The organism is Pseudomonas tolaasii NCPPB 2192 (assembly GCF_002813445.1).
GTDB lineage: Bacteria > Pseudomonadota > Gammaproteobacteria > Pseudomonadales > Pseudomonadaceae > Aquipseudomonas > Aquipseudomonas tolaasii.
Map to the genome: position 1 here is coordinate 290,743 of NZ_PHHD01000001.1, position 17,534 is coordinate 308,276.

The 17,534-nt window shown below is 60.8% G+C and carries 14 protein-coding genes and 1 pseudogene; 4 read left to right on the forward strand and 11 right to left on the reverse strand.

What is annotated here, in order from left to right; all coding sequences use genetic code 11:
* Positions 1-73: 73 nt before the first annotated feature.
* The 5 genes from cyoE to cyoA are packed head-to-tail and all read right to left on the reverse strand — an operon-like array spanning position 74 to position 4,907.
* Positions 74-961 (reverse strand): heme o synthase, encoded by an 888-nt coding sequence (gene cyoE, locus ATI14_RS01430; protein ID WP_016971085.1) that lies wholly within the window; start codon positions 959-961, stop codon positions 74-76.
* An 11-nt stretch (positions 962-972) separates the two neighbouring features.
* Positions 973-1,314: a cytochrome o ubiquinol oxidase subunit IV gene (cyoD, locus tag ATI14_RS01435; protein ID WP_010206434.1), complete on the reverse strand. Its 342-nt coding sequence runs from the start codon at positions 1,312-1,314 to the stop codon at positions 973-975.
* Positions 1,314-1,940: a cytochrome o ubiquinol oxidase subunit III gene (locus ATI14_RS01440; protein ID WP_016971084.1), complete on the reverse strand. Its 627-nt coding sequence runs from the start codon at positions 1,938-1,940 to the stop codon at positions 1,314-1,316. The genes cyoD and ATI14_RS01440 overlap by 1 nt, the downstream gene beginning before the upstream one ends.
* 3 nt (positions 1,941-1,943) lie before the next feature.
* Positions 1,944-3,962: a cytochrome o ubiquinol oxidase subunit I gene (gene cyoB, locus ATI14_RS01445; RefSeq protein ID WP_016971083.1), complete on the reverse strand. Its 2,019-nt coding sequence runs from the start codon at positions 3,960-3,962 to the stop codon at positions 1,944-1,946.
* A gap of 3 nt (positions 3,963-3,965) precedes the next feature.
* The gene (gene cyoA, locus ATI14_RS01450) at positions 3,966-4,907 is read right to left on the reverse strand and encodes a ubiquinol oxidase subunit II (protein ID WP_031319762.1); all 942 of its coding nucleotides are present in this window, start codon (positions 4,905-4,907) and stop codon (positions 3,966-3,968) included.
* A 27-nt stretch (positions 4,908-4,934) separates the two neighbouring features.
* Here cyoA and ATI14_RS31900 point away from each other — a divergent pair.
* Positions 4,935-5,225: pseudogene (locus ATI14_RS31900) on the forward strand (hypothetical protein).
* A gap of 473 nt (positions 5,226-5,698) precedes the next feature.
* Here the strand turns inward: ATI14_RS31900 and ATI14_RS01460 are convergent.
* Both ATI14_RS01460 and hmpA read right to left on the reverse strand, forming a co-directional pair.
* Positions 5,699-6,205 (reverse strand): disulfide bond formation protein B, encoded by a 507-nt coding sequence (locus tag ATI14_RS01460; protein WP_016971081.1) that lies wholly within the window; start codon positions 6,203-6,205, stop codon positions 5,699-5,701.
* 211 nt (positions 6,206-6,416) lie between these two features.
* Positions 6,417-7,598 (reverse strand): NO-inducible flavohemoprotein, encoded by a 1,182-nt coding sequence (gene hmpA, locus ATI14_RS01465; protein ID WP_016971080.1) that lies wholly within the window; start codon positions 7,596-7,598, stop codon positions 6,417-6,419.
* 147 nt (positions 7,599-7,745) lie between these two features.
* Between hmpA and norR the strand changes: the two genes are divergently transcribed.
* Positions 7,746-9,293 carry a nitric oxide reductase transcriptional regulator NorR gene (gene norR / locus ATI14_RS01470; RefSeq protein ID WP_016971079.1) on the forward strand — a complete coding sequence of 516 codons (1,548 nt, stop codon included), beginning with the start codon at positions 7,746-7,748 and terminating at the stop codon, positions 9,291-9,293.
* Between the two features lie 120 nt (positions 9,294-9,413).
* Here norR and ATI14_RS01475 read toward each other — a convergent pair whose 3' ends face one another.
* A complete protein-coding gene (locus ATI14_RS01475; RefSeq protein ID WP_016971078.1) occupies positions 9,414-10,316 on the reverse strand; it encodes a DMT family transporter in 903 nt (300 codons plus the stop codon).
* A gap of 138 nt (positions 10,317-10,454) precedes the next feature.
* Here ATI14_RS01475 and ATI14_RS01480 point away from each other — a divergent pair, with 138 nt between their 5' ends.
* Positions 10,455-11,330, forward strand: coding sequence for a helix-turn-helix domain-containing protein (locus ATI14_RS01480; protein WP_080519977.1), 876 nt, complete (start codon positions 10,455-10,457; stop codon positions 11,328-11,330).
* Positions 11,331-11,410: 80 nt separating this feature from the next.
* Here ATI14_RS01480 and ATI14_RS01485 read toward each other — a convergent pair whose 3' ends face one another.
* Positions 11,411-13,906 carry a LuxR C-terminal-related transcriptional regulator gene (locus tag ATI14_RS01485; protein ID WP_080519978.1) on the reverse strand — a complete coding sequence of 832 codons (2,496 nt, stop codon included), beginning with the start codon at positions 13,904-13,906 and terminating at the stop codon, positions 11,411-11,413.
* Here ATI14_RS01485 and ATI14_RS01490 point away from each other — a divergent pair.
* Positions 13,896-14,084, forward strand: coding sequence for a hypothetical protein (locus ATI14_RS01490; RefSeq protein ID WP_016971075.1), 189 nt, complete (start codon positions 13,896-13,898; stop codon positions 14,082-14,084). The genes ATI14_RS01485 and ATI14_RS01490 overlap by 11 nt on opposite strands.
* 78 nt (positions 14,085-14,162) lie before the next feature.
* Here ATI14_RS01490 and ATI14_RS01495 read toward each other — a convergent pair whose 3' ends face one another.
* Entirely contained in the window at positions 14,163-15,521 is a 1,359-nt protein-coding gene (locus tag ATI14_RS01495; RefSeq protein WP_080519980.1) for a DUF1329 domain-containing protein, read from the reverse strand.
* A gap of 26 nt (positions 15,522-15,547) precedes the next feature.
* A complete protein-coding gene (locus ATI14_RS01500; protein WP_080519981.1) occupies positions 15,548-17,323 on the reverse strand; it encodes a DUF1302 domain-containing protein in 1,776 nt (591 codons plus the stop codon).
* Between the last annotated feature and the right edge of the window lie 211 nt (positions 17,324-17,534).

Here is a 17,534-nt window from a genome sequence, read left to right on the forward strand (position 1 = left end):
GGAACAGTTTAAATGCCCGGCCATAAAAAACCCCGCGGTTCTTTCGAAGGCGGGGTTTTTACGACTCATTGACTCAGTGTGCGTAGGTCAGCAACAGCTCTTTGGGTACCTGGAAATCCAGAGACATCATCACGCTCAGCGCGGTGATGGTGAAGATCGAGAACACGAACAGCTTGCGTGCCCAGACGGTGTCATCCACCGCCTTGTAGCCGGTCCAGGCCATGTACAACCAGTACATGCCCATGGCCGCTGCGACGGCGAGGTAGCTCATGCCGGCGTAGCCACTGAAGGTCAGCATCAAGGTCGCCACGAGGAAGGCCAGGATGTAGAGCAGGATGTGTTTCTTGGCCACCTGGATGCCACGCTTCACCGGCAGAACCGGAATAGACGCAGCCAGGTAGTCATTAAAGCGGAAGATCGCGATGGCATAGGAATGCGGCATCTGCCACAGGCTGAACATCACCAGCAGCACCAGCGCGGCCATGTCGAAGCTATTGGTTACAGCCACATAACCAATCACCGGCGGCATCGCCCCCGACAGACTGCCCACCAGCGTGCCGTGAACCGACTTGCGCTTGAGGTACAGGCTGTAAAGGCCGACGTAGATGACAAAACCGATCACGGCAAACAGCGCCGCCAACGGGTTGGCCACCTTGTACAACAGGGCCACACCGGCAACACCCAGGACGGTCGCGAACAGCAGTGCCAGCTTCAGGGAGATAAGGCCCTGTACCAGCACGCGGTTCTTGGTGCGTTCCATCTTGATGTCGATGTCGCGGTCGATGCAGTTGTTGAAGACACAACCGGAAGCTACCACCAGGGACGTGCCGATCATTGCAGCCAGGAAAATGGCCAGATCGACATGCCCCTTGGAGGCCAGGAAGAAACCGCCTGCCACAGAAAGCACGTTACCGAAAATGATCCCCGGTTTGGTGATTTGGATAAAGTGCTTAAGCGACATCGGGTCTTACCTCACTTCGCCATCATGAACGTATGGATGCTGAACATGATCCATATCGACAGGCCAACCAGCAGCAGGATCACAAGACCTGCGAACACGAACGCGATCACGTTATCGCGCTGCTCTTTGGAACGATCCAGGTGCAGGAAGTACACCAGGTGAACCAGCACCTGAATCACCGCGAATGCCAGCACGATCATCAAGGTGATCGACTTCGGCAGGGTCGGGTACATCACCAGACCGAACGGGATGAGCGTCAGGATTACCGACAGGATGAAGCCGATCGCGTAGGACTTAACGCTGCCGTGGCTCGCATCATGGCTGTCATGGTCATGGGAGTGTGCATTAGCCATTACAGAGTCCCCATCAGGTAAACAACGGTGAAGACGCAGATCCAGACCACGTCCAGGAAGTGCCAGAACAGGCTCAGGCAGCTCAGGCGAGTCTTGTTGGTGTTGGTCAGGCCGTGTTTATTGACCTGATACATCATCACCGCCATCCACAGCAGGCCGGCGGATACGTGCAGACCGTGGGTGCCTACCAGCGTGAAGAACGCGGACAGGAAGCCGGAACGGTGCGGACCGTAGCCTTCGGAGATCAGCAGGTGGAACTCGTTGACCTCCATGCCGATAAAGCCCAGGCCGAACAGGAAGGTCAGTGCCAACCAGCTCAGTACGCCCTTCTTGCTGCCCTTGTAGAAGGCCAGCATGGCGAAGCCGTAGGTGATCGAACTGAACAACAGCAAGGCGGTTTCGCCGAGCACGTAAGGCAGTTCGAAGATGTCGTGGCCCGACGGGCCACCCGCTACGTTGTTTACCAGTACCGCGTACACCGCGAAGATCGACGCAAACAAGATGCAGTCGGTCATCAGGTAGAGCCAGAAACCGAAGACGGTCATTGGCCCCGAGTCGTGGTGATGGTCATCGTGCCCATGGTCATCGACATGGGCGTGTCCAGCATTGGTCACTAAGTTCGACATGGTTTAAGCCTGTTCCAACGAGGTTTCTACACGGTTGGCCGGAATCTTCTTCTCGGCTACCAGGCGAGCGTGCTGCTCGGCTTCGATGCGCTCGATCGTCTCGACCGGCACCATGTAGCCTTGATCATCACGGGCAGCGTGAATGATGAAGTAACCGATAGTGCCCACCAGGCTCACGATTGCCAGCCACCAGATGTGCCAGATCATCGCGAAACCGAATACGGTCAGCAGGCCGCCCATCACCACGCCAGTGGCGGTGTTGTTTGGCATGTGGATCGGTTCGTAGTGCTTCGGCTTCTGGTACGCAGTACCGTCTTCCTTGGCTTCGGTGAACGCATCAATGGTGTTCGCGGTAGGGATCACGGCGAAGTTGTAGAACGGCGGTGGCGAGGAAGTCGACCATTCCAGGGTGTGGCCATTCCATGGGTCGCCGGATTCGCACAGGTTTTGCTTGCGGTCACGCACGCTGACGTACAGCTGGATCAGCTGGCAGGCGATACCCACAGCGATCATCACCGCACCGAACATGGCGACGTACAGGTACGGCACCCACTCAGGGTTGGTGGTAGCGTTCAGACGACGGGTCATGCCCATGAAGCCCAGTGCATAGAGCGGCATGAATGCGACGAAGAAGCCCGAGATCCAGAACCAGAATGCAGCCTTGCCCCAACCTTCGTGCAGCTTGAAGCCGAACGCTTTCGGGAAGTAGAAGCTGAAACCGGCGATGTAACCGAATACAGCACCACCGATGATCACGTTGTGGAAGTGAGCGATCACGAACAGGCTGTTGTGCAGGACGAAGTCAGCACCCGGGATGGCCAGCAGTACGCCAGTCATACCGCCGATGGCGAAGGTCACCATGAAGCCCAGGGTCCACAGAACCTGGCTGGTGATGCGCAAACGGCCGTGGTAGATGGTGAACAACCAGTTGAATAGCTTCACCCCCGTCGGGATGGAAATCAGCATCGTCGCCAGACCGAAGAAGGCGTTGACGCTCGCACCCGAGCCCATGGTGAAGAAGTGGTGCAGCCATACCATGAAGCCCAGTACGGAAATTGCGCCCGATGCGTAAACCATCGAGTGGTGACCGAACAGGCGCTTGCCGGTAAAGGTCGAGATTACTTCGGAGAAGATACCGAACGCCGGCAGGATCAGGATGTACACCTCAGGGTGACCCCATGCCCAGAACAGGTTCACGTACATCATTGGATTGCCACCAAGTTCATTGGTGAAAATGTGGAAATCCAGGTAACGGTCAAGCGACAGCAGCGCCATGGTAGCGGCCAGGATCGGGAACGAAGCCACGATCAGGACGTTGGCCCAGGTGCAGGTCCAGGTGAAGATCGGCATGTCCATCAGTTTCATGCCAGGGGCGCGCATTTTCAGGACGGTGGCCAGGAAGTTGACCCCCGTCAATGTCGTCCCGAGCCCTGATAACTGTAGCGCCCAGATGTAGTAGTCCACACCCACACCCGGACTGTACTGAATGCCCGACAGTGGCGGATACGCAACCCAACCGGTCTTGGCGAATTCGCCGACGCCCAGGGACACGTTGATCAGCACCACGCCGGAAACCAGCAGCCAGAAGCTCAGGGAGTTCAGGAACGGATAGGCAACGTCACGCGCACCAATCTGCAGCGGCAAGGCAAGGTTCATCAGGCCGGTGAAGAATGGCATCGCCATGAAGATGATCATGATCACACCGTGAGCGGTGAAGATCTGGTCATAGTGTTCAGGTGGCAGGTAGCCAGGCGAACCCTCGGTGGCCATGGCCAACTGGGTACGCATCATGATGGCGTCGGCAAAACCACGCAGCAGCATGACCATGGCAACGATGACGTACATGACGCCGATTTTCTTGTGGTCGACCGACGTCAGCCACTCGGTCCACAGGTAGGACCATTTCTTGAAATAGGTGATACCTGCTACGAGTGCCAGACCACCCAGCGCGATCATGGCGATGGTCACCATCACGATCGGCTCGTGGAACGGGATCGCATCCCAACTTAATTTACCAAACATCGTTTACTCCTCTGCCCCAGCAGTTGAATGCGAGCCCATGTCGGAACCTTCAACCGCGGCCACTTCTTTCTTCTCGTGCTTGACCGGCTTGCCTGGCTTCATACCTTCGTACTTGTCGACGATTTTCTGAAACAGGTTCGGCTCGTACGCGGAGTACAGGGCGGCAGGGTTGTTCTGGCTTGGTTTGGCCAGGGCGTCGTATTCAGCTTGATCAAGCTGTTTAGGTGCGGCCTTGACTTTGGCTACCCAGGCGTCGAAATCTTCCTGGCTAGTCGAGATCGCTTTGAATTTCATGCCGGTAAAGCCAGCGCCGCTGTAGTTGGCGGAGATGCCTTCCATTTCAGCTTTCTGGTTGGCGATCAGGTGCAGCTTGGTCTGCATGCCTGCCATCGCGTAGATCTGGCCGCCCAGGGCTGGGATGAAGAACGAGTTCATCACGGCATCGGAGGTGATCTTGAAGTTCAGCGGAGTGTGTTCCGGGAACTGGATTTCGTTAACGGTGGCGATACCCAGGTCCGGGTAGATGAACAGCCACTTCCAGTCCAGCGCGACCACTTCGATGTTGATCGGCTTGACGTCGGATTCCAGCGGACGGTACGGATCCAGCGCGTGGGTGGACTTGTAGGTCACATACCCCAGGGCAATGATGATCAGGATCGGCACCAGCCACACGGCGATTTCGATCTTGGTGGAGTGCGACCACTTCGGCGCGTAAGTGGCGCTGGTGTTCGACGCGCGGTATTTCCAGGCGAAGGCGAAGGTCATGATGATCACAGGGACCACGACCAGCAGCATCAGCAGGGTAGCGGTGATGATCAGGTTTCGTTCATCCAGGCCGACCTGTCCTTTTGGGTCGAGCAAGGTCCACTTGCAGCCTCCCAGCATTAACAGCATGCCAATCAGCGGCAAAAAGCCTAGTAATCGGGGGTACCTGTTTTTACTCATCTCACGACCTCTAAAGCAGCTTGCGCAATGCAGTTGGGTTTTGATCGCCAACACTTCACCCTGCCAAGGGTTGGCATTTCTCTTCGATTGAATAAGAGCCTGCCCGTCACGTCATAACTGTACGTTTCACGGACCTGCGGTGAGTTCTTATTCGATTTCGTGGTTAAAGGCCTTGTTACAGACCAATTCCATTTGGTGCGGAAAGTTGAAAGGCTGCCGGAACCTGGGGTCGCACAGAGCCATCCATCTGCCCCTCGACCGCTCCAATGCTCAAATATTGAACAGCACCGGACATTCAGTGCGGGCGATTGTAGTTAGCTAGCGATGTATAAACCATGTCTTATAAAGAAATAATTTTTATCGATTCCAGCAATAATCCTTCACCATTCCTGCAAAGGTTCGCGATCTTATCGCGTTGGATTCGCAACAAAAACCACAAAAAATGCCGTGTTATTAGCGGCAAGGCCTCTTCCCTTACAGCCTGTAAGGGCATGGCAAACGGATCCAAGTCCCCATAAAACAAGGCATTCAGACATCAGCCAAGGGCTGGAACCCCAAGCGGTTTGTGCTGTCCCTGAAACCATGAACTGACAGCACAAATTGGCTGATGGATGCAAATTTATGCGCCAATTCGGCGCGTCAGAAACGTCCTGCGACAACGTCCGTGTGACAACATGTCGCACGCTGCGCGCACCTGAAGTTGCCCCTCGTCACAGCCCTTTCACAAATCCCCACAACGCAAAACGCCCCGGCCTACCTTGAAGAAGGACCGGGGCGTTTTGCTGAATGTGTCAGACGTTGCGTTGGCGATTGCGGTAAATGCCCAGCGGCACCAGGATCACCGTCAGTACGAAGGCCACCAGTGCCCATTGCGCCAGGGACAGGCCCAGGATCGGCGGGTACGGCGTGCTGCAGAAGCCATCGACCTGGAAGCCCAGCGGGAAGACCTTGGCCAGCGGCAGCTCGTCCACAATCGGCTGCAACACATCGACGCCGCAGCTGACCTCGGGGAAGAGCTGCGTGTACACATGATGACCGGCCGCCGCCACGCCACCCAATGCACTGAGCACCACCAACCCTTCGAACAGGGTCACCGCGCCCTTTTTGCGCATGGCCGCGCCGATAAACGCGAAGATCGCGATCAAGAGCAGCGCGTAACGCTGCAGGATGCACAGCGGGCACGGCGCCTCGCCCAACACCACCTGCATGTACAGCGCCCCACCGATCAACGCCAGGCAGATGATGCCCAGCAACACCAGAAAGCGCCGCTCCCTGCCCAAACGCAATTCGTCACTCATCCCCGTATCCCTTTGTCGTTATGCCAATGCCGGCAAGTTTACACACAGAGCATGGTTAAAACAGAAGGGGGTTAAATGAGGATTATCTGCCGGAAATAGTGTGGCTGTACGGGCGCCATCGCGGGCAAGCCCGGCTCCCACATTGGAATGCGATTCCCTGTGGGAGCCGGGCTTGCCCGCGATGGCGCCGACTCGGTATGCCGGTTAAACCTTATTCCAGAGCCGCCGCAGGGCCAAAGAACTCATAACGGCTTTGTTTCTCCGGCACACCCAACGCCTTGAGGTGCCGCTTGACCGCCGCCATGAAGCCTTTAGGCCCCAGGAAGTAAGCATCCAGGTCCCGATCCTGCGGCAACCACGCCGCCAGTTGCTCCTGGCTCAACATGCCCACCTTGTCTGCCGCCGGGCTCACGCCGTCATCTTCGGCATAGCAGTAAAAACGTTTGAGTTGCGGATGCCTGGCCGCCAAACCATCCACCCAGTCGCGGAACGCATGCACCCCGCCATTACGCGCGCAGTGGATAAAGTGCACCGGCCGCTCGGTGGCCAGCGCCGCCTCGAGCATCGGCAGTGTCGGCGTGATGCCCACCCCGCCGCTGATCAGCACGAGCGGTTTGTCGCTGGCAGCCAGGGTGAACTCACCCGACGGCGGGAACAGGTCGATCGTCGCGCCGACGTGCATCTGGTCATGCAGGTAACTGGACACCCGCCCACCCGCTTCGCGCTTGACGCTGATACGGTACAGCCCGGCATCGCTCAGGGCCGAGAGCGAATAGTTGCGGCGCACTTCTTCGCCATCGAGCACCAGCTTCAAGCCGATGTACTGGCCCGGTGCGGCGGCCAGAATCGGGCCGTTATCCACCGGGGCAAAGTAGAAGGAGATGATCTCGTCGCTTTCTTCCACGCGCTTGACCAGCACAAACGGCCGCGCCCCGCGCCAGCCGCCCGGTGCCTGGGCTTTCTCGTCGTAGATGGCGGCTTCAGCGCCAATCAATATGTCCGCCAGTTGGCCGTAGGCGGCACCCCAGGCGCTCATGACCTCGGGGGTGGCGATCTCTTCCCCGAGCACTTCGGAAATGGCGCGCAGCAGGCAAGCACCCACGATCGGGTAATGCTCCGGCAGAATCTGCAGGGCAACGTGCTTGTTGATGATCTTGGCCACCAGGTCGCCCAACTGGTCGAGCTGGTCAATGTGCCGCGCGTACATCAGCACCCCATTGGCCAGGGCGCGGGGCTGGTCGCCGCTGGCCTGGTGGGCCTGGTTGAACAGCGGGCGAACTTCCGGGTACTCGGAGAGCATCATCCGGTAGAAATGAGTGATCAGCGCTTCACCACCGCTTTCCAGCAGGGGCACGGTGGATTTGACGATGGCACGGTCTTGGGCACTCAGCATGGCAGACTCCTGGGTCTCTTCACGGATTGCCTTGAGTGAGTCAGTATTCATGCCAACTTATTAATCGTTATATTTCAATGACTTAAATATATTGTAGTCAATATGACTTCCTACACCTTATAGTCATAAGGACTACAAGGAGTCATTATGACTGCGCAATCACTGCTCACTACTCTGCTGCCTCTGGTCGCCGACCTCTCCCGCGAACTGCCGGAAGGCGAACGCTACCGCCGCCTGTTGCAAGCCATGCGCGCCCTGCTGCCGTGCGACGCCGCCGCGTTATTGCGCCTGGACGGCGAGTGGCTGGTGCCGCTGGCAGTGGACGGCTTAAGCCCCGACACCCTCGGCCGGCGCTTCAAGGTCAGCGAACACCCGCGCTTTGACATCCTGCTGAGCAGCCCCGGCCCTACCCGCTTCGACAGCGACAGCGAATTGCCCGACCCCTACGACGGCCTCGTCGATGGCCTGCACGGGCATCTGGAAGTGCACGACTGCATGGGCTGCCCGCTGTTTATCGACGACAAGCCCTGGGGCCTGTTGACGCTGGACGCCCTCGACACCGAGCGGTTCGAGCGCGTCGAGTTGGACGCCCTGCAAGCCTTCGCCAGCCTCGCCGCCGCCACGGTCAATGTGGCCGAGCGTATCGAACGCCTGGCGCTGCGTGCCGAAGACGAACACCAGCGCGCCGAGATTTACCGCCAGGCCAGCGGCCAGCAGCACAAGGAAATGATCGGCCAGAGCAAGGCGCACAAACGCCTGGTGGAAGAAATCAAACTGGTGGGCGGCAGCGACCTGACCGTGCTGATCACCGGCGAAACCGGGGTGGGCAAGGAACTGGTCGCCCAGGCCATCCACGCCGCGTCATCACGCGCCGACAAACCGCTGATCAGCCTCAACTGCGCCGCCCTCCCGGAAACCCTGGTGGAAAGCGAGCTGTTCGGCCATGTGCGCGGCGCGTTTACCGGCGCACTGAACGAGCGGCGCGGCAAGTTCGAGCTGGCCAATGGCGGCACCTTGTTTCTGGACGAGGTGGGCGAGCTGTCGCTGACCGTGCAGGCCAAGCTGTTGCGCGTGCTGCAAAGCGGCCAGCTGCAACGCCTGGGTTCGGACAAGGAACACCAGGTGGACGTACGCCTGATCGCCGCCACCAACCGCGACCTTGCAGAGGAAGTGCGCAATGGCCGCTACCGCGCCGACTTCTACCACCGCCTCAGCGTGTACCCGCTGCAAGTACCCGCGCTGCGTGAACGCGGGCGCGATGTGTTGCTGCTGGCGGGGTTTTTCCTCGAACAGAACCGCTCACGCATGGGCCTGGGCAGCCTGCGCCTGACCAGCGATGCCCAAGCCGCGCTGCTCGCCTACAACTGGCCGGGCAATGTGCGCGAGCTGGAACACTTGATCGGCCGCAGCGCGCTCAAAGCCTTGGGCAACTGTCGCGAACGCCCGAAGATTTTGAGCCTGAGCGCCCAGGACCTGGAGTTGCCCGACATCAGCGCGCCGCCGGTGATCGAAGCGCAGGCCGAGCCCCTCCCCGCCGTCAGCGGCGACCTGCGCCAGGCCACCGAGCACTATCAGCGCCAGCTCATCAGCGCCTGCCTGGAGCGCCACCAGCACAACTGGGCCAGCGCCGCCCGCGAACTCGGCCTGGACCGCGCCAACCTCGGGCGCATGGCCAAGCGCCTGGGCCTCAAATAAGCCCGCCAAATGTGGGAGGAACTCAGTCAACTGTGGGAGCTGGCTTGCCTGCGATAGCGGTGCTTCATTAAGAGATGAGTTGGCTGACACACTGCAATCGCAGGCAAGCCAGCTCCCACATTAGATTGCCTTCGCCTTGAAGACCGGGTTCAAAGGCTTGGGCTTACGAAACACCAGCACATTGCCCAGCATCACCAGCACCAACCCCACCAGCGCCGGTGCGGTCCACTGATAGCCCTCGGCAAACGCCGACACATTCAGCGCCACCACCGGGAACAGCACCGTGCAATACGCCGCACGCTCCGGCCCCATGCGGCCGACCAGCGTGAGGTAGGCGGTAAAGCCAATCACCGAGCCCGGAATCACCAGGTACCACAGCGCGCCGAGGTAGCGCGGGCTCCAGTCCATCTCAAATGGAATACCGCGCACCGCGCAATAGGTCGCCAGCATCGCCGAGCCGTACGCCATGCCCCAGGCATTGGTGGTCAGTGGCTTGAGCCCCGCCTTCTGTTGCAGGCTCGACAGCATGTTGCCCGCCGAAAAGCACATGGTTCCCAGCAGCGCCAGGCCCAGCCCCATCAGGGTCTCAGGGCTTGCGGTGTGCCCCGCCAGTTCCGGCCAGAACAGAAAGCCCAGCCCCAGCAGGCCCAGTGCGCCGCCCATCAGCACATTGCGCGCCACGCGCTGGCCGAAGAACACCCGCGCATTCAACGCGTTCCACAGCGTGGCCGTGGAAAACACCACCGCCACCAGACCACTTGGAATCCACTGGCTGGCCGTGAGAAAGCACATGAAGTTCACGCAAAACAGGCACAGGCCCTGGGCCAGGCAAATCAAATGCCCGCGCCGGTTCATCACCTGCAATTTGCGGCTGAGCAACAACAGCGCAAACAGCACCAGCGCCGCAAGCCCGAAGCGATAGACGATCGACACCGGGATCGCCACCACGCCCAGTTGCCATTTCAACGCAATCCAGGTGGTGCCCCAGATCAGCACGGTGAGTAAATACAGGAAAAGGTTCATAGCGGGCTCCGTCGATTGAGCCACAGTGTCCCCCGCCAGCGCGGCTGATCTCTTGCACATTCTTGCGCTTTTGTCGGCTGGCGGGATCACAGCAGCCGTAACCGGGAGTAGGATGCAAGGTGTCGGAGAACACACACCATGCCTGATCTGCACTCCCTGCAAGTCTTTCAAGCCCTTAACCGCTCGCCCCATGCACGCCTCGAAGCGTGCGCCGAGCTGGGTGACGGCTTGTCTGCGGCTTTGTGGAGCAACCACCACGATTCCCAGGATTACCAGGCGCCCGGCCATCACACCTTGTCGTGCTACATCGGCGGCGGCACCGGCACGTTTCGTCGGGATCGACCGGGCACCAAGGGCGGGCCCGACAAGCTGTGCATCCTGCCCGCAGAACATCAGTCGGCCTGGGTGATCAACGGTGAAATCCGCCTGGCCCACGTGTATTTCAGCCCGGAGCAATTTGCCCTTGGCTGCGTCACGTTGCTCGACCGCGAGCCCCGCGAATTGCAGTTGCGCGAAAGCACCTTTCTGGAAGACGCCGCCCAGGCGCGGCGTTTTCACCAATTGATCGCCCTCAACTGGCACGAGCCCGCCGAGCGCTTGCTGACCAGCAGCCTGGCCCATGAAATGCTCAGCCACACCCTGCTCAGCCAGGTCGGCGCGCGTGAAGGTTTACGCCTTAAAGGCGGCTTGGCGGCGCACCAGCGGCGGCTGTTGGTGGAGTACATCGACCATCATTTGCAAGACCCGATCAGCCTCGGCCAATTGGCCGGGCTGTGTGCGCTGTCGGAATACCACTTCGCACGGATGTTTCGCCAAAGCTTCGGCTTGCCGCCCCATCAATACCTGCTGGCACGCCGCCTGACACGCGCGCAACACCTGTTGCGTGGCGGAACACTGCCCTTGGGCGAGATTGCGTGGCTGTGCGGTTTCTCCAGCGCCAGCCACTTTACCCATCGTTTTCGCCAGGCCATGGGCGCCACACCCGGGGAGTATCGCCAGGCCTTTTGCGGCTGACCCACTTGAGAAAGGCACGGCCGCCTTTGTGGCGAGCGAGCTTGCTCGCTCGCCACAGAAGCCCTCACTGCCACAATAAGCTAGGCCATCAGGCCGAGGGTTTTGGCCTTGGCCACCGCCTGGGTTCTTCGCTCCACGCCCAGCTTGCTGTGGATGCGCCGCGCGTGGGTCTTCACGGTGTGCAGGGAGATAAACAACCGGTCGGCGATCTCCAGGTTGGAATTGCCCAGGGCGATCAATTGCAGCACTTCGAGCTCGCGTTGGCTCAAGGGGTTTTCGGCAGCGCCGGTGGGGGATGCCTGGGTTTCCAGGCCCAGCTCACTCAACAGCCCCGGCGAGCGCAACCGCAGCTCGCGAACGGCCTGCTGCACCTGGCAACGCGCCGCCAGGTTCAGGCCTGTCTGCAGGGAAAGGCGCGCCAAACCCGAATCCCCCACCTGCCAGGCGACTTCTCCCAGCACCAGTTGCAATTCGGTTTCCAGGCACAACATGCCGCGCAGTTGTGCAGTTTCAAGCAAGGCCTTGAGACGTGCGACGGGCTGGTCGGCGCAACCCAGTTTCACCTCGGCGAGCACCAGCAGATATTCCAGGCGCGGGATCAGTTCCAGCGTGGCCGGCGGCGCTTGCCGGGCTTGCGGGCCGCGAAAGTGGCGCAGCACGCGGCGCACGGCTTCCACGGTCAATTCGGCGCGTCCCTGCTGCAGCCAGAAATGCCCGCTGACCAGCAGCAACACCGCGCGGTACACCGTGTCCGGCACGTGGCGCTGTTGCATCAGCCGCTCGGCTTCACGCAGGTGAGCAAAGGCCTGGGCGTAATCACCATGGTTGGCAGCCAGCAGCGCCAGGCCGAGAAAACCGTAGAGCACGCGCTTGTCCTGGCTGTACAGGCACAGCTTCAGGCCCGCCTGAAAACACTCGGTGGCCAGTGCGTCGTGCCCTTGTCGCAACGCCACGTGGCCGCGCCGCAAGGCAATCCGCCCCACCAGGGGCCCGGCCTTGAGCCGCTGCCGGTCAAGCATCGCCTGCACGTTTTCCAACAGGCTTTGCGCGCGATACGGTGCACCGCGCTGCTCCAGCAGTTGGGCGTGGTCCAGTTCAAGCAAGGCTTCCAGCACCAGCGAGCCATGGGCACGGGCCAGGCACAGCGCCTCGCGATTCAGGGCCTGGGCCACTTCCAGCTCGCCGCGCAACAAGGCTTGCTGGGTCAGGCCCGACAGGCACATCAGGCGTGACGTCCAGGCGCTGTCGGGCAGGGCCTGCAACGCTTCGAGAAAGTGCGCGCGGGCGCGTTCGGCGTCGCCATTCAAATGCAGCAACCAGCCCCATTGCGCCTGCCAGCGCGCCAGCAAATGCTGCTGTTGCGCCGCCGTCGGCTGCGGGGCGAAGCGGGCCAGTTGGTCGATGCAGCGACCCGCCTGCTCAAAGCGCCCGGCAAACAACAAGGCTGCCGTCACCAACCCCACTAACTGCGCCGAGCCGAGCATCAACTCATCGCCGTGTTCTTCATGCAGGCGCAGCAACAGCACGGCGTTTTGCTGGCGGAACAGGTCTTCAAAACTGAAGTGCTGCAACAGGCTCACCGCCACTTCGTATTCTTCGGCCTGCAGCGCCTGTTCGAACGCCGCCTGCCAATCCCGCTCGGCGGTGAACCACTGGCACGCGCGCCGGTGCCACGATCGCTTGGCCGGCCAGGGCTCATCGCGCAGCAACCGCGCCAGGGGCGGGAAGACCTGCAGCCAATCGCTGGTGTCTTCCCATGGCTGGATAAATGCACCGAGCGCCTGCAGATCCCGTAGGTAGTGATCACCGTCGCCCGCGCCAAACAAGTGCTCACACAGGCTCGCGTTAAAGCGCGGCAAATAGGCCAGCACGCGCCAGGCCTCGGCCAACTCGGCGGGCAAGGTGCTGAACAGTTCGTGCTGCAGGTAGTCGAGCAGAGTTTTGTCGGGGTGGCCGTCGCCCAGTAACGCGATGCGCACGCCAGCGCACCAGCCGGCGCTGAACCCCATGACCGTGTCGACGTTTTGCCCGGCGCTCAGCAGTTGTTGAATTTCGACCGGGCGAAATGACAACTCGCCACACTCGAACAACTCGTCATCGAGCAACAGGCGCGGCCAATTACACACCGGCCGTCGCCGCGCGCCCAGCCACCAGGTCAGCGCCGGGCTGCTGGCGCTGAGCAAGCGGTCGAGCAAGGCGTCCAGCTCGGGGGCCGGTTGGCGGCAGAAGTCATCGAGGAAAACCCACCCGGTGTTTTGCCAGCGCCCCAGGTCCATCAGCAAGGTCGCTTCATCCACAAAGGCCAGACCGAGGTTTTGTGCCAGCCGCGAACAGAAATCCCCGGCGCCCAGCATGCCGCCATTGAGCGGCAGCCAATACACCTGGCACCCCGCCGGCGCCTGCAGGGCACACTCGGCCAGCAGCGCACTCTTGCCACTGCCACCCGGCGCGCACAACAGCTTCACCCTCGCGGGCGCGGCGAGCAAAGGCTCGGCGAGACGGGGGCGCAACAGGTGATGGGCGGACAGCCGGGGCATGAACCCAGGACGGTCCAGGAGGCGTGTCATGGCGGTCATTGCTGCATCCTGCTTTTTATTGTTATGCAACCTGCCGCCTACCCTAGTCCTGTGGTTGGCGGTTGTTGAAGAAGTATTCAGCGGGGTGATTGAAGGCTATGCACGAAAGCCAATGTGGGAGCTGGCTTGTGTGGGAGCTGGCTTGCCTGCGATGCAGACGACTCGGTATTTCATGTGAACCGAGGTGATGCTATCGCAGGCAAGCCAGCTCCCACCAAGCCCGGCTCCCGCCGGTTGGCTGAATGTCAGATGAAGATCAGCGAACGCCCTCGGACCTCAACGCCGCCGGGGTGTAATCCGCCGCCTTGGCGGCAAAGCCGAACACGAAGCTGCTCTTCTCTTCGTTTTTCATGCCCAGGGCGATGTAGCGTCCGGCGATGATGTCGTACAGGGTTTCCACGGTGTAGGCCGGCACCTGATGGTCGTAGTAGAACTGCGCATGGCCTTCGGCAACGCGCCACAGTTGGCCACGGCCGTCGTAGTGGTCCACCAGCGCGACCTGCCAGCTGTCTTCGTCGATGTACATGTGGCGCTTGGCGTAGATGTGCCGCTCGCTCGGCTTGACGGTGCCGACCACTTCCCACACCCGATGCAGTTCATAGCGGGTGAGGTCCTGGTTGATATGACCGGCCTTGATGATGTCGTCGTACTTGAGCGTCGGCGAGTCGAGCTTGTAGCTGTTGTAAGGGATGTACATTTCTTTTTTGCCGACGAGTTTCCAGTCATAGCGGTCGGGAGCGCCGGAGAACATGTCGAAGTTGTCGGTGGTGCGCAGGCCGTCGGAGGCGGTGCCCGGCCCGTCATACGACACTTGCGGCGCGCGGCGCACACGGCGCTGGCCGGCGTTGTAGATCCACGCCAGGCGCGGCTCCTTCACCTGGTCGAGGGTTTCGTGCACCAGCAACACGTTGCCCGCCAGGCGCGCCGGGGCGGTGACCGACTGCTTGAAATAGCTCAGCACGTTGGCGGCCTTGGCCTGGTCGATATCCGGAATGGCCTGGGGCACCGCCACTTCTTCCTCGAAGCGAATCGGCGTGTAGCTGCCGTTGGTTTGCGGGGTGGCCTGGGTGATGATGCGGCGCAGGTTGCCGCCGTGGTAGCGGGTGATGTGGTTCCACAACACTTCCACGCCATTTTTCGGAATCGGGAAGGCGTAGTAACGGTTGCCGGTGAAGTTTTCCAGGCCGTTGCCGTCGTTGATGGTGTGCACGTTCAGGGCGCTGCGCTTATTCGATTCGTAAATGTCCGGCGGCAGGTTGACCGTACGGTGCGTCGGGTACACCGGGATTTTGTAGGTCTCGGGGTAGCGCTTGAACATCGCCACCTGGCCGTCGGAGAGCTTGTCTTTGTACTTGTCCACCGTAGCGGCGGTGATCACGAACAGTGGTTTTTCGTTGGCGAACGGGTCGGCGAGGAAGCCTTTGCTGTCGACCGCACCGGCGTTTTTTGGAATGCCGCCGGTCCAGGCCGGGATCGAGCCGTCGGCGTTGCCGGCTTTTTCGGCACCGACCGGCGTCAAGGTAGTACCGAGCTTGGCGGCCTCTTCCGGCGACACCGCCGCCATGACATTGGCGGCCAGCACGCTCAGGGCCATCACTGCAATCATCTTGCGCATAGGTTGTTGTCCTTCTTTAAACCAGGTCAGAAGTTCACGCCGAAGCTGAGGGCGATAAAGTCGCGGTCGGTCAGGGTGTTGTAGTCACCGCCGAAAAAGTCGGTGTAACTCAGGCTTGCGGTGTAGGTGTTGCGGTAGTCCGCATCCACGCCGACGCTGATGGCCTTGGCGCCTTCGTTGAAGATGCCGTTGGGGCCGTAGCCGCTCACGTCATGGGACCAGGACAGGTTGGGCTTGAGGTTCACCCCGGCGAACACGTTGTTGTAGTCCAGGATTGCCCGCGCGCGATAACCCCAGGAGTTGGCGGTGACGAAACCGTCGGTATCGCCCTGGAACCCGTAGGCGCCGTATACCGAGTCGCGGCCGTAACGCAGTTTGGTTTTGGCTTCCAGGCCACCGACGTGCACAAAGGCGGCTTCGCCGACCAGGGTCAGGCGTTCGGCGCCCAGCACCTGGTCGAAGAACTGGGTCATGGTGCTCTGGATCTGGGTGATTTCCTTGCGGCGGTAGCCCGCGTTGTCCGAGCCGAACGAGCTGCGGATCGGCGAGGCGGTGTTGCCGGCAATCGGGTTGACCAGCGCCAGGGTCAGGTCGGTGGTGTTGAGTTGCACCGGCGCGTTGGGCCGGTAACTGATCTCGCCGGTCCACGCCGTGCCGGTGGGCAAGGTGGTGGAGAAGCTGGCGCCGTACAGGCGGATATCTTCCGGATAATCGAGGTAGTACTGGCCACGGCCAAGCATGGTGCTTTGGGCCAGGCCCGCGCCGGAACCGGGCGCGATGGCGTTGGCGGTGGCGGCGATACGCCCGATGGTCGCCAGGTTGGTGTTGGCGGTGATGGTGCCCACGGTGGGCGTGCGGCTGTGGTAGTTCATGAAGTACAGGCCGTACTCGGTGTCATCGCCGAGCCAGCGCAAGGCCGCGCCGAACTGGCCGCCGTCGCGGGCCTCGCGATCATTGGCACGCTGCACCACCACGCCTTCGCGGGTGACCTGAAAGCCCTGGCCAAACCGCGCCGCCACCGGTTGCAACGGCGCAATCGCCGGGCTGCCGACGGTGTAGTTGTTGTTGCAGCCGTGGGCCACCACGTCATTGCCGAAGAAGGTGCCGCAGTTATCCACCACGGTGTTTTCCCAGTTCAATTGGTAGAAACCTTCCACCGACAGCTGATTGGTCAGGCTCTGGGAGGCGAACAGCATGTTGACCGGAATCAGGCCCTCCTTGATTTCGGCACCCGGACGGCGGAACGCCGAGACGTCAATCGGGTTGATGCTGTTGATCGAGTTACCGATAAACGTGCTCTCGCCCCAGCTCACCACCTGCTTGCCCACGCGAACGTTGCCCGGCAGGTCGCCGATGGAATAGTTGTGATAGACGAAGGCATCGAGCAGCTCATAGCCGGATGAACGCGCGCCTTCGTCGCGGTGGTGGTTGCTGATCTGTTTGAACTCGCGGTCTTCGTCCTGCAGCTCGAAGTCGTACCAATACTTGCCGCGCACGAAGACACCGCTGTCGCCGTACTTGAGTTCCAGGTCGTGAATGCCCTTGAAGATCTTGGAGAAAGTTTCGCCCTTCTTGAAGTTGAGCCGTCCGTCATCACCGGTGGAGGCCTGCCCCGTGCCGCCGTTGGGAGTGCCCACCAGCTTTTTGTCGGCATCGCGCATGCCCCAGCTGGCGCCGACCGACAGCGATGAATCGAATTGCCCTTCGATCTCGCCAATGTTGAACGAAACAGCCTGCGCCTGGGCGCAGCAGCCCAGTGCAACCGCCGCCGCGAGCGCCTGTGGCGTGAAGATGGCGCGCATTGTTGTTTTTGTCATGCGTCTTCCCCGGTGAGTGACAGAAGGCCCCACCCTACTGCCGCCTGTCGGGAGGGATAAGCGCACCAAGGAGGTATTCGCGTTGTCGCCCGAAAGGATTAACAGCCCCTTTGGACGGGGTTTGGGCGAAGCCATGGATCAGGTAGATGGGCAGCTATCAGGAGAATGGATAGCGCTCGTTCCCGCGCTCTGCGTG

What these genes read in the sequence shown, in the direction of transcription:
- ATI14_RS01460 (WP_016971081.1), bottom strand. Translation starts at nt 6,205, where the DNA reads ATGAGTGACGAATTGCGTTTGGGCAGGGAGCGGCGCTTTCTGGTGTTG.
- norR (WP_016971079.1), top strand. Translation starts at nt 7,746, where the DNA reads ATGACTGCGCAATCACTGCTCACTACTCTGCTGCCTCTGGTCGCCGAC.
- ATI14_RS01495 (WP_080519980.1), bottom strand. Translation starts at nt 15,521, where the DNA reads ATGCGCAAGATGATTGCAGTGATGGCCCTGAGCGTGCTGGCCGCCAAT.
- ATI14_RS01490 (WP_016971075.1), top strand. Translation starts at nt 13,896, where the DNA reads ATGGCGGTCATTGCTGCATCCTGCTTTTTATTGTTATGCAACCTGCCG.
- hmpA (WP_016971080.1), bottom strand. Translation starts at nt 7,598, where the DNA reads ATGCTGAGTGCCCAAGACCGTGCCATCGTCAAATCCACCGTGCCCCTG.
- ATI14_RS01475 (WP_016971078.1), bottom strand. Translation starts at nt 10,316, where the DNA reads ATGAACCTTTTCCTGTATTTACTCACCGTGCTGATCTGGGGCACCACC.
- ATI14_RS01440 (WP_016971084.1), bottom strand. Translation starts at nt 1,940, where the DNA reads ATGTCGAACTTAGTGACCAATGCTGGACACGCCCATGTCGATGACCAT.
- cyoD (WP_010206434.1), bottom strand. Translation starts at nt 1,314, where the DNA reads ATGGCTAATGCACACTCCCATGACCATGACAGCCATGATGCGAGCCAC.
- ATI14_RS01485 (WP_080519978.1), bottom strand. Translation starts at nt 13,906, where the DNA reads ATGACCGCCATGACACGCCTCCTGGACCGTCCTGGGTTCATGCCCCGG.
- cyoB (WP_016971083.1), bottom strand. Translation starts at nt 3,962, where the DNA reads ATGTTTGGTAAATTAAGTTGGGATGCGATCCCGTTCCACGAGCCGATC.
- ATI14_RS01500 (WP_080519981.1), bottom strand. Translation starts at nt 17,323, where the DNA reads ATGCGCGCCATCTTCACGCCACAGGCGCTCGCGGCGGCGGTTGCACTG.
- cyoE (WP_016971085.1), bottom strand. Translation starts at nt 961, where the DNA reads ATGTCGCTTAAGCACTTTATCCAAATCACCAAACCGGGGATCATTTTC.
- ATI14_RS01480 (WP_080519977.1), top strand. Translation starts at nt 10,455, where the DNA reads ATGCCTGATCTGCACTCCCTGCAAGTCTTTCAAGCCCTTAACCGCTCG.
- cyoA (WP_031319762.1), bottom strand. Translation starts at nt 4,907, where the DNA reads ATGAGTAAAAACAGGTACCCCCGATTACTAGGCTTTTTGCCGCTGATT.